We start from the raw sequence: 9,886 nt of genomic DNA, 5'->3' as shown, positions 1-9,886 counted from the left end.
ATGATTTGCAACCGCTTTTGACCGTGATGCAGCAGTTCAAACAAGTCAAGTCTTTGGTTGCGGGAATAGGGGCGGACAGTTCGGGATTGAGGGTAAAAACCATCGCTCAGCTAGACCCTAAATTAATGCAGCAAAATTTGCAATCCCCGTCGAAATTGTTGTCGAGATTTCCCGGCGAAACTATTGCTTTAGTAGGCGGTAAGGGACTGGATAAAATTTGGTCGCAGGCGGCAGAGGCAAAAGATAGCCCGGAAGTCGATCGGGGTATTCAGCAGGTTCGCGATAGTTTTAAGCGGTTGGATTTGGATGCGGATCGCGATGTTTTTGGGTGGATGAATGGGGAATTTGCGATCGGGGCGATCGGTTCGGATCGAGGTATTTTGTCTCAGTTGGGGATGGGGGCGGCGATGATTTTTGAAACTAGCGATCGCCCCGCAGCGGAAGCCACCCTCGAAAAACTCGATGCGATCGCCAAAAGCAATCCCACAGTCAGTGTCGCCTCCAGACAAGTGCAGGGAAAACAAGTCACAGAGTGGCAAATACCGCAGCAAGGTACTTTATTCGGCCACGGTTGGCTGAATGAAAATTCTGTGTTTGTCGCTTTCGGCGGCCCTTTAATTGATGTCATCACGACAGCGCCACCGCAACCGCTAAGCAGCAGTCCGAGTTTTCAGGCGATCGCCACTTCTTTACCGCCAGCCAACCAAGGTTACTTTTACATAGATATGGAAAAAACTATGTCTTGGGCCAACCGTTATTTACTCGCAGTACAGCCCAATTTAGTTTCGCCACCAGTGGCTGATTTGCTCAATTCTCTCCGAGGAGTTAGCGTAGCGACAACTTCGACAGAACCGACAACTGCTCAGCTTGAAATGCTGTTTGCCTTAAAATATCACAATTAGGCGATCGGGAATCGGGAATCGGGAATCGGGAATCGGGAATCGGGAATCGGGAATCGGGAATTGGGAATTGGTAATTGGTAATTGGTAATTGGTAATTGGTAATTTTTCTATCCATTAAATCCGTTACAGAATCCGTTGTCCAACTTATTTCGATCCGTTACATCCCGTACACAACTTCTTCCCTCTTCCTTGTTCCTTCTTCCTTTTTCCCTCTTCCTGATGACTAATGACTAATGACGGCAGGAGGGCGGGCCCGCACCATCCACCGCCCCTACTGACTAATAACTAATAACCAACAACCAATAACCAATAACCAATAACTAATAACCAATAACTAATAACCAATAACCAATAACCAATAACCAATAACCAATAACCAATAACTAATAACTAATAACTTCTCAAAAAAAAGTTGCTGCCTCTCCAGGGAGGGCAGCTACTCAAATAAAGCATTTTAATGTCTCTCAAAACTTCTAGATTAACCTTCAGACATTCCCGACTTATTCGGCAATTGCAAGTCATCGGGATCTACATAATGACAAACTGCTTTGTCCACACAAATCAATGCCCAGCCGGATTTATCGATGCTCATCAACTTGTAAGAAGCTGGCTGAATAAAGAAACCTTTGTGGTTGCGGGTGGCAGGTTTGATGTTAACGTGGCTGTCATTGCTCATGTCGTTACAACTCCTAGTATTTATTGTAGTCAAGTCTCAAAACCGCTGAACCGGTTTGTCGATCGTCTAAGTTTTAAAATACTAACACTGCATTTCTGAACTTTCCATAAAGTTATTTATTGATTTATTACGAAATCGTAATAAATTTCCCGCCCTATTTCCTCGATCCCCGCTCAAAAATCGGCTTTTCTAGGCAGTTACGGCTCTAAAAGCCACTGCTTGACACGGGTGAGACTCTTCCAGTCGGGTTTTCTGCTCAATCCTTCTTCAAAATTTTTTTTCACTTCGTCCAGCAACTCTTCGGAAGCCATCAGCAGTTGCTGAGCGACTTCTACGTGGGGGCGCACTCCTTTTTCTTTGAGGTCGAGGATCGCGACTGCCAGGTTGATGCGAGCTTGCGGGTCGTGAGGGTTCAATTTAACGGCTGTTTTGGCTGCCTTTTGAGCAGATGTGGGTTTATTTTCCAAGAGGTACAGCCACGAGAGGCTAGCCCAGGCATTGCCATTTTTGGGAGCTTTTTCGCACACTTCTTTGAACAGGGGGATCAGATTGGCAGGGGCTTCGCCAGCTTGGTAGCGATCGAAACCTTCTTTAAACAATTCTTCTGGAGTCATGCGATTTGAGATTGAGAATATGAGATTGGGAATGTTGGATAAAACAGGGCATGGCACAATTAATAACTTTCGGTGCCACGCCCTATTTTAAGTTTAGGTAGAAAAAGAACTGCCGCAGCCGCAAGTCTGAGCAGCGTTGGGGTTGGTAAACTTAAAGCCGCCCCCGATCATGGCATCGCTGAAGTCGAGCACCAAGCCGTAGAGATAAAGAATGCTTTTGCGATCGCAAACTACCTGAAAACCCTCGTAGTCGAACACATCATCGTCGGCTTTCACAGTGCTCGGATCTGCGAAGTCCATCACGTAAGACATACCAGAACAGCCGCCCTGGCGCACCCCTACCCGCAAGCAGAGGTCTGTACCTTGTTTTTCTCGAAGAGCTAAAACTTGACGGACAGCAGAGTCCGTCATTTGAATGCCCCGCTTTTGTGAAATGGCTTGAGTCATAATTTGCCGAACTCCTGAGACTGTGCAACGCTAAGAGTTTAATCTTATCCCTCCATTGTACAAGGAATCTGTCAGTAGTCGGTTGGCAGTTGGCTGTTGGCAGTTGGCTGTTGGCTGTTGGCTGTTGGCAGTTGGCTGTTGGCAGTTGGCTGTTGGCAGTTGGCTGTTGGCTGTTGGCAGTTGGCTGTTGGCTGTTGGCAGTTGGCAGTTGGCAGTTGGCTGTTGGCTGTTGGCTGTTGGCAGTTGGCTGTTGGCTGTTGGCAGTTGACGGTTGACGGTTGACGGTTGACAGGAAAGCTATTGACTGATGACTAATGACTAATGACTACTGACTAATGACTAATGACTACTGACTACTGCTTTCCTGTCAACAGCTTGATGTCCTCTCCCCCCATAGGGTTTATGATTGAGAAGCAGCGGTTGACCGGCTACCGGCACCGCAACAATGCTTCACCCAACGGGCTTACTCTATGGCAGCGCTGAATCGCTCTACTCTTCGTCGGTTACAAAACTTACCTCAAATTCCCAGCGTGTGGGAGGGCGACCGCCGACCCTTATCTAATGCTGACTCGCACATGATGCTAGAGGACGACAACGATCCGGAAGCTGGTGGCGAGTGCATTCTCTGGGTGGACGGCTCTGAAGGCGTCGTGAGGGCTATGGACGTGGTAGGGCCAGATGCCGGCCCGGAGGCGATCGTCCGGGCTCTGCTGCGGGCAATCGAACATCCCCAAAGTCCGGCTCCCGCAGTCCGCCCCCAAAAAATAGTAGTCAAAAATCGAGAAATTCAATTTTACCTGCGGGGCGTACTTCAAGATTTAGACATTTCGATTGACTACGTACCGGAATTGCCCCTAATTGACGAAATATTTCGGGGCATGGAAGAAGTGGCGATCAACAGACCTCCTGAGTTACCCCCTCAGTACGCCGAAGTTCTCATGGAAAAAGCAGCTCAAATTTGGCACGATGCTCCGTGGCGGACTTTGAGGGAACACCAAATTATATCTATTGAAATCAATCAGTGGGATGTTGCCAGCCTCTACGTGTCTGTATTGGGACAAGGCAGAATGGATTACGGAGTTTTGCTGTACCGTTCTCTAGAATCCTTGAAGCGGTTTCGAGAGCGAGTCGTCAACGATGAATCTTTTGAAGATTTAGAACAGGCTTTTTTAGGACAGGACTGTTTGTTTCTCACCTTTGAAAGTGCTGGCGATTTTGATGAAGATGACGAAGACGACGAAATTGATTTAGCCGATTTGCCTCCATCGGAAATTGAACCGAATTTTGGCAATTTGCATCCTTTAGAAGGATTGCGATCGATTCTTTACGAAGAAGAAGCTCTCACGATGTTAGTTGCTCTCGAAGCCTTTCACCGCTTTTTCCGCAACGGCCGCCGGAAATTGGGAGCAGATACATTTCCCACTCTCAGCAGTCGCTACCGCATCCCCGTTCCGCAGTCTGACGGAGAAATTCAGCAGGTATCCGTTAAAGTTTCGACAATGCCTGATGTGTCCGTCGAATTGTTAGATATGCTCGACGGTGACGGCGATGGCGATGATGATGAATTTGAAATGCCGCTGTTGCGGGACGATTTGGTGCCGCCAAATTCATTTTTGAGTCTCGGCGCGGTACCTTGGCAAACAGTAGAGTTTCTGCGCGCAAGTGTCCAATTTCACCAAAGTGCAGAAATTGATATTAATACTGCCGGAGACGGTTTGCCTGTGGTGATGATCCAGACTTCGCATCCGAAGGCGAAAACTATGATTCAGGATTTGAAAGAAGCTGGAGGGGTGAAGGCAATTTGCTTTAATCCCGGCGAAGATCCTTTTCAAGAGGAGCAGTACGATTTAGGTATTTTGCAAGCTCAAAATGGAGATTTATATTTGTTTGGCGAGTTTAATGAAAACGATCCGGTGCATCAGGAAGCTCGTCAAAAGTGGGAGCGCCGCTGTCAATTAACGAACGGTTGGTGCGGTTTGGTGATTGCTAAAGGGTTGATGGGTGCTTCTCGCGGTCAGCCTCAGTTTAAGGATATGATCGCTTTGTTTGAGGTGCGCTGGGTGTCTGCTAAAGATTTGGGAATTGGGCCGCTCGAGTTGATGCCGATGTTTTAAAGTTAGTTGTTAGTTGTTAGTTATTTGTTATTTGTTATTTGTTACTCGTGTGATGCTGCTAATAACCAATAACTAACAACCAATAATATTATTCACCAGTCAACAGTTAGCAGTCATTTTTTTAAAATTTGAATGAGCAAGGAGAATGATTGTGTCAAATTCTACTCAAAAGCGAGAAGTGTTAGTCGCCCTTGATGCTGAATTCGCGGATAAAATAGACCAGTTGACTGACAATTGGACGGAGGCGATCGAGCAGGCTCTCCGTCTCTGGTACGCTAAGCAAATCGAAGATAAGTTGCGGAAGTTTTATCTCAACCGCAGCCAAGAAGATATTGAGGATGAAAAAGAGTGGTTTAATTTGGTAGAGGAACAGATAGAAGAAACATGGAGCAGCGATGGACTCTAACTCAACAGCGAACACTTATCCCCGCCAAGGTGAGATTTACCTTTCTTTCTTCTTTGCGTCAGTTAGGAGATACAAAAAAAAGACCTGTAGTTGTGGTTTCTCCCGATATCCGCAACGAGTTTACCGATTCAGTCATTGTTGTTCCTTTCACAAGTAATCTTGCAGGATTAGAAAATCCTACTCGTGTCTTGATTCCGGCGGGTGAGGGAGGATTGCAAGCTGATTCTCTAGCTGTATGCGAAAACGTTTCTGCTTTGCGACAGACATTCCTAGAACAAGGCCCTTACGGTCAAATTAGTGCTGTGTGTTTGGCAAGAATTCAGAGGGCGGTACAAGTGTCGATCGGCATTTACGAACTTTAATAATATTTCGGATATTCTAAAATTTGTTACAATCTGTAAAAATACTGGATAAGGAATTGTAAAATGCGGGTTGCGATCGCAGGTGCGGGACTGGCTGGAATGACCACAGCAGTAGATTTAGTGGATGCTGGCCACGAAGTAGAAATTTTTGAATCGCGCCCCTTTGTCGGGGGCAAAGTCGGCAGTTGGGTAGATCCCGACGGCAATCACGTGGAAATGGGTTTGCACGTCTTCTTCGGCTGCTATTATAACTTATTTGCTCTGATGAAAAAAGTAGGAGCTTTTGACGATTTGCTCGTCAAAGAACACGCGCACACTTTTATCAATCGAGGCGGTGAAACAGGTTGTTTAGATTTTCGCTTTCCGGTGGGTGCTCCGTTTCACGGTTTAAAGGCATTTTTCACTACATCCCAACTATCGGTACAGGACAAAATTCAAAATGCGATCGCCCTGGGAACTAGCCCCATCGTCCGAGGTTTGATCGACTTTGACGGAGCAATGAAAACTATCCGCGATTTGGATAAAATTAGCTTTGCTGACTGGTTTCGCGGTCAAGGCGGCAACCAAAACTCCCTCAAAAGAATGTGGAATCCGATCGCCTACGCACTAGGTTTTATCGACACCGAAAATATTTCTGCCCGGTGTATGTTGACAATCTTCCAATTGTTTGCATCAAAAACTGAAGCCTCCGTCATGCGGATGCTGGCCGGTTCTCCCAGCGAATATTTGCACAAACCAATTGTGGAATATTTGGAAAGCAAAGGAACCAAAATTCATACCAGGCGCAGAGTCCGAGAAATTCAGTTTCAAGAAGCAGCAGAAACGCGCGTCACAGGCCTGGTAGTAGCGAACGGCGAAACAGAAGAAAATATCACCGCCGATGCCTACGTTTTCGCCTTAGACGTGCCGGGGATTCAAAAAATACTGCCGCCAGCTTGGCGCAAATGGTCGGAATTTGACAACATTTACAAATTGGATGCGGTGCCGGTTGCTACAGTACAATTGCGGTTCGACGGTTGGGTAACGGAACTGGAAGATGAAGCGCAGCGCAAACAGTTGAGCCGCGCTGTAGGAATTGATAATTTGCTATATTCAGCAGATGCAGATTTTTCTTGTTTTGCAGATTTGGCGCTGACAAGTCCCAAGGATTACTATAAAGAAGGACAAGGTTCTCTGTTGCAATTGGTGCTGACACCGGGCGATCCGTTTATCAAACAAAGCAATGAGGCGATCGCCCAACACGTACTCAAGCAAGTTCAGGATTTATTTCCCTCAGCACGGGAATTAAACATGACTTGGTACAGCGTGGTTAAATTGGCTCAATCTTTGTATCGCGAAGCACCGGGAATGGATGTTTACCGCCCAGCTCAAAAAACTCCTGTGGCTAATTTCTTTTTAGCAGGAAGTTACACTCAGCAAGACTACATTGATAGCATGGAAGGTGCAACACTTTCCGGGCATCAAGCCGCTAAGGTAATTCTCGAAGTTTACGGTCATTAGTCAGCAGTCATTAGTCATTAGTCATCAGTCATTAGTCAGCAGTCTCTCGTTCCCAGGCTGTGCCTGGGAATGCCTATCAGGAGGCTCTGCCTCCAGTATTTTGACAGGAAATGCGAGGCAGAGCCTCTAGAAATGCGTTACCAGGCAGAGCCTAGTAACGAGAACGAGAAATCTAAAATCTAAAATCTAAAATCCCATGACAGATTCTCTCGTTTCTCTCGTTCCCAGGCTGTGCCTGGGAATGCCTATCAGGAGGCTCTGCCTCCAGTATTTTGACAGGAAATGCGAGGCAGAGCCTCTAGAAATGCGTTACCAGGCAGAGCCTAGTAACGAGAAATCTAAAATCTAAAATCTAAAATCTAAAATCCCATGACAGATTGGTTAGAGCACAGCGTACAAGTAGAAGTGGCAATTCCTATCGAATTAGCGTGGGAACTTTGGTCGGATTTAGAGCAAATGCCGCGCTGGATGAAGTGGATAGACTCTGTTCGCGTCCTCGAAGAAAATCCAGAATTGTCTCGCTGGAAACTCGCAACTGGCGGGTTAGAATTTACCTGGCTTTCTCGAATTCTAAAATTAGTGCCGAATCAGATCATTCAGTGGGAATCGGTAGACGGTTTGCCCAATCGCGGTGCGGTGCGGTTTTACGATCGCAAAAACAGCAGCATTGTCAAGCTGACAGTGGCTTACGGAATTCCCGGCTGGCTGGGAAAATTGATGGATAACCTATTTCTCGGCCGCGTGGTTGAATCAACAATTCAGGCTGACTTGGAAAGGTTTAAAGAGTATGCTCTGAAAGTGAAAGCGACATCTTGAATTCTCAGGACTGAAGTGATGACTGCGAACCAGTTTGTAGTAAGGACTTCAGTCCTTTAATTTCTAATTTAGGACTTATGCGCCCGAACAAAGAAACCGGGTTTTTGAACCGAGATTGAAAGTTGTAAGCAAATATTTTGGTTAAAAACCCGGTTTCTAGTCGCCCGTGCGTCCAAGACTATATTTGCAGGGCGAGAGTCGATCGCCCTTTTGCCTCAGTATCATAGAGATGTGCTGCTGATTGCTTCTCGGTTCAGTTATGAGTTATTGCCTAAACCCCGCCTGTCAAAACCCGCAAAATGCCGATCGCACCCAATATTGCCTGAGTTGCGGCTCAAAACTGCTGCTGAGACAGCGTTACCGCGCCATCAAACCCCTAGGGCGCGGCGGATTCGGTCGCACTTTTTTAGCAGTAGACGAAGACAAACCCTCGAAACCGCGCTGTGCAATCAAACAGTTTTTCCCCTTATCCCAAGGAACCAGCAGCGCCCAGAAAGCAGCAGAATTATTCAACCGAGAAGCGGTGCGGCTGGACGAGTTGGGGAAACACCCGCAAATTCCCGAACTGCTGGCGCACTTTCAGCAGGAACGCTATCAGTATTTGGTGCAGGAATTTATAGAAGGTGAGAATTTACAGCAAGAATTAGCGCGGACTGGGCCGTTCAGCGAAAGTCAAATTCTCAGTTTGCTGAAGGATTTATTGCCAGTATTGCAGTTCGTGCACGATCGCAGTGTAATTCACCGAGATATTAAACCGCCCAATATTATCCGCCGCCGCATTTCTCAAACTCCCATTGCTTATACTTACCCAACACTAACCGGGGAATTGGTTTTAGTTGATTTTGGCGCGGCAAAAGTTGTGGAGGGTTTGAAAGAAACAGGTACAGTCATCGGTTCGCCGGAATTTGTCGCGCCGGAACAAATTCGAGGTCAAGCGGTTTATGCCAGCGATTTGTACAGTTTGGGAGTAACTTGCATTTATTTGCTGACTCAAATATCTCCTTTTGATTTGTTTGATATCAATCAGGATGCTTGGGTTTGGCGAGACTTTTTGAAGGTTCAAATCGATCCGAAATTAAGCCGCATCCTCGACAAAACGATCGAACCGAGTCTCAGTCGCCGCTACAAATCTGTAGCTGAGGTATTGAAAGATTTGCAGCCGCAGCAGTCAGCGGGGACACGCACGGGGACACCGCCCGCAGCAGCGCCTAAAATTTCCGTGCCGCAGAGGACGGCTGCGGTGCAGAATCCAGTGCCGCCAACGGTTGCAGGCACTACCATACCTGTGCCGCCGATGCAGCGGGTTGTTCCCGCACGCGCGCCTACTTGGAGGTGCGTTCATACTCTGGTAGGGCATTCCAATGCTGTCACTTCGGTAGCTTTCAGTCCCGATGGGGCGACTTTAGCTAGCGGGAGCGAGGACAAGACGATCGAGATTTGGAAGTTGGACGCGGGTAAGCGGTGGTACACTCTGACGGGTCATTCTGAGTGGGTGACTTGTGTGGCGTTTAGTCCTGACGGCCAGATTTTGGCTAGCGGCGGCCGGGACAAAATGATTCATATTTGGGATTTGAATAAGGGTAAGTGGTGGTACGCTTTGACTGGTCATTCTGACAGGGTTTCTGCTGTGGCGTTCAGTCGGGACGGTCAGGTTTTGGCTAGTGGGAGTCGGGACAAAACTGTGCAGTTGTGGAATTTGAATAAGGGAAGGCCGATGTCGGCTTTAAGCGGTCACGCTGGCGGGGTGGAGGCGGTGGCTTTTAGTCCTGGCGGGGAGTTTTTGGCGAGTGGGAGTCGGGACAAGACTGTGCAGTTGTGGGATTGGCAAAGCGGTCGATCGATCTGTACTCTCGCCGAGCACGGAGATTGGGTGCGGGCGATCGTTTTTGCTGCGACTCCCACCAGCTCCTTTGCCGGTCAGACCCCCCCCAGCCCCCCCTTGGTAAGGGGGGGAGTTGGAGAAGGATCTATCCCCCCCAGCCCCCCCTTGGTAAGGGGGGGAGTTGCAGAAGGATCTATCCCCCCCAGCCCCCCCTTGGTAAGGGGGGG

The 9,886-nt window shown here is 47.8% G+C and carries 11 protein-coding genes; 8 read left to right on the top strand and 3 right to left on the bottom strand.

Going from position 1 to position 9,886, the window contains the following annotated elements; translation table 11 throughout:
- Nucleotides 1-902: DUF3352 domain-containing protein (locus WBA89_RS02500; RefSeq protein WP_424403771.1), on the top strand; the 902-nt coding region annotated here is incomplete at its 5' end.
- Nucleotides 903-1,380: 478 nt separating this feature from the next.
- On the opposite strand, the gene WBA89_RS02495 is transcribed toward WBA89_RS02500, so the two are convergent.
- From WBA89_RS02495 to WBA89_RS02485, 3 genes are all read right to left on the bottom strand, one after another.
- Complete coding sequence (locus WBA89_RS02495; protein WP_194064534.1) at nt 1,381-1,578, bottom strand: hypothetical protein; 198 nt, start codon at nt 1,576-1,578, stop codon at nt 1,381-1,383.
- A 197-nt stretch (nt 1,579-1,775) separates the two neighbouring features.
- Nucleotides 1,776-2,192 carry a tetratricopeptide repeat protein gene (locus tag WBA89_RS02490; protein WP_424403768.1) on the bottom strand — a complete coding sequence of 139 codons (417 nt, stop codon included), beginning with the start codon at nt 2,190-2,192 and terminating at the stop codon, nt 1,776-1,778.
- Nucleotides 2,193-2,285: 93 nt separating this feature from the next.
- Complete coding sequence (locus tag WBA89_RS02485; protein ID WP_194064533.1) at nt 2,286-2,639, bottom strand: HesB/IscA family protein; 354 nt, start codon at nt 2,637-2,639, stop codon at nt 2,286-2,288.
- A gap of 82 nt (nt 2,640-2,721) precedes the next feature.
- Here WBA89_RS02485 and WBA89_RS02480 point away from each other — a divergent pair, with 82 nt between their 5' ends.
- The 7 genes from WBA89_RS02480 to WBA89_RS02450 form a co-directional block, all read left to right on the top strand.
- On the top strand, nt 2,722-2,907 hold the full coding sequence (locus tag WBA89_RS02480) for a hypothetical protein (protein ID WP_424403766.1): 186 nt from the start codon (nt 2,722-2,724) through the stop codon (nt 2,905-2,907).
- A 202-nt stretch (nt 2,908-3,109) separates the two neighbouring features.
- Nucleotides 3,110-4,753 carry a DUF6930 domain-containing protein gene (locus WBA89_RS02475; RefSeq protein ID WP_424403764.1) on the top strand — a complete coding sequence of 548 codons (1,644 nt, stop codon included), beginning with the start codon at nt 3,110-3,112 and terminating at the stop codon, nt 4,751-4,753.
- Between the two features lie 151 nt (nt 4,754-4,904).
- Nucleotides 4,905-5,159 (top strand): hypothetical protein, encoded by a 255-nt coding sequence (locus WBA89_RS02470; RefSeq protein ID WP_424403762.1) that lies wholly within the window; start codon nt 4,905-4,907, stop codon nt 5,157-5,159.
- Nucleotides 5,138-5,521 (top strand): type II toxin-antitoxin system PemK/MazF family toxin, encoded by a 384-nt coding sequence (locus WBA89_RS02465; RefSeq protein ID WP_424403760.1) that lies wholly within the window; start codon nt 5,138-5,140, stop codon nt 5,519-5,521. The genes WBA89_RS02470 and WBA89_RS02465 overlap by 22 nt, the downstream gene beginning before the upstream one ends.
- 63 nt (nt 5,522-5,584) lie before the next feature.
- Nucleotides 5,585-7,021 carry a 9,9'-di-cis-zeta-carotene desaturase gene (gene zds / locus WBA89_RS02460; RefSeq protein WP_424403758.1) on the top strand — a complete coding sequence of 479 codons (1,437 nt, stop codon included), beginning with the start codon at nt 5,585-5,587 and terminating at the stop codon, nt 7,019-7,021.
- Between the two features lie 369 nt (nt 7,022-7,390).
- Entirely contained in the window at nt 7,391-7,837 is a 447-nt protein-coding gene (locus WBA89_RS02455; protein WP_424403756.1) for an SRPBCC family protein, read from the top strand.
- 259 nt (nt 7,838-8,096) lie between these two features.
- On the top strand, nt 8,097-9,886 hold a 1,790-nt coding region (locus tag WBA89_RS02450; RefSeq protein ID WP_424403754.1), incomplete at its 3' end, for a protein kinase domain-containing protein.

The organism is Microcoleus sp., from assembly GCF_049646505.1.
Classification (GTDB): domain Bacteria; phylum Cyanobacteriota; class Cyanobacteriia; order Cyanobacteriales; family Microcoleaceae; genus Microcoleus.
Note: the sequence above shows the minus strand (reverse complement) of the source record. Positions and strands in the feature narration are given on the sequence as shown.

Bases quoted from the DNA above. Each gene is read 5' to 3' on its own strand.
- WBA89_RS02495 (WP_194064534.1), bottom strand. From the start codon at position 1,578: ATGAGCAATGACAGCCACGTTAACATCAAACCTGCCACCCGCAACCAC.
- WBA89_RS02490 (WP_424403768.1), bottom strand. From the start codon at position 2,192: ATGACTCCAGAAGAATTGTTTAAAGAAGGTTTCGATCGCTACCAAGCT.
- WBA89_RS02485 (WP_194064533.1), bottom strand. From the start codon at position 2,639: ATGACTCAAGCCATTTCACAAAAGCGGGGCATTCAAATGACGGACTCT.
- WBA89_RS02475 (WP_424403764.1), top strand. From the start codon at position 3,110: ATGGCAGCGCTGAATCGCTCTACTCTTCGTCGGTTACAAAACTTACCT.
- WBA89_RS02465 (WP_424403760.1), top strand. From the start codon at position 5,138: ATGGAGCAGCGATGGACTCTAACTCAACAGCGAACACTTATCCCCGCC.
- zds (WP_424403758.1), top strand. From the start codon at position 5,585: ATGCGGGTTGCGATCGCAGGTGCGGGACTGGCTGGAATGACCACAGCA.
- WBA89_RS02455 (WP_424403756.1), top strand. From the start codon at position 7,391: ATGACAGATTGGTTAGAGCACAGCGTACAAGTAGAAGTGGCAATTCCT.